The sequence below is a fragment of the Pseudomonas sp. Pseusp97 genome, from assembly GCF_047304025.1.
Classification (GTDB): Bacteria; Pseudomonadota; Gammaproteobacteria; order Pseudomonadales; family Pseudomonadaceae; genus Pseudomonas.
Map to the genome: position 1 here is coordinate 1 of NZ_JBGLYK010000497.1, position 430 is coordinate 430.

The following is a 430-nucleotide window of genomic DNA, read 5'->3' on the forward strand; positions in this document are numbered from 1 at the left end:
GTATTCGTCGACGGCCGCGCTGGTCATGAGCGGCGCGTCGGAGCAGGTGGTGCGCGAGGGTGTGTCGAGGTTGCCCAGCGCGGGGTAGATCAGCGCCTGGGCCCGCGGCAGCGTTTCGCCGCCATCGCGCAGGGCCAGGCACAGCGCGGCGGCGAGGTTGGCACCGCCGCTGTCGCCGGCGACCGCGATACGGGTTTTATCCACAGGCTCGCCGAGGCCGTCCTGGTGAAGACGCCGCCAGGTATCGAGGCAGTCGTTGAGGGCGGCGGGATAGGGATGCTCGGGCGCCAGCCGGTAGCTGATGGCGACCACCAGCGCACCGAGTTCGACAGCCAGGGGAATGCAGATCATGTCGTGGGGGGGGGGGGGGGGGAGGCCCCCCCCCCCCCCCGGGGGGGGGTAAAGACAGGGGGCGGGGGGGTGAATAAAA

1 protein-coding gene is annotated in these 430 nt (G+C 71.4%); it reads right to left on the bottom strand.

Annotated features, from left to right (window positions below; all coding sequences use genetic code 11):
* Positions 1-426 (bottom strand): alpha/beta hydrolase fold domain-containing protein (locus tag ACCC94_RS30090; RefSeq protein ID WP_413353221.1); only part of this gene is annotated, 426 nt, incomplete at its 3' end.
* Between the last annotated feature and the right edge of the window lie 4 nt (positions 427-430).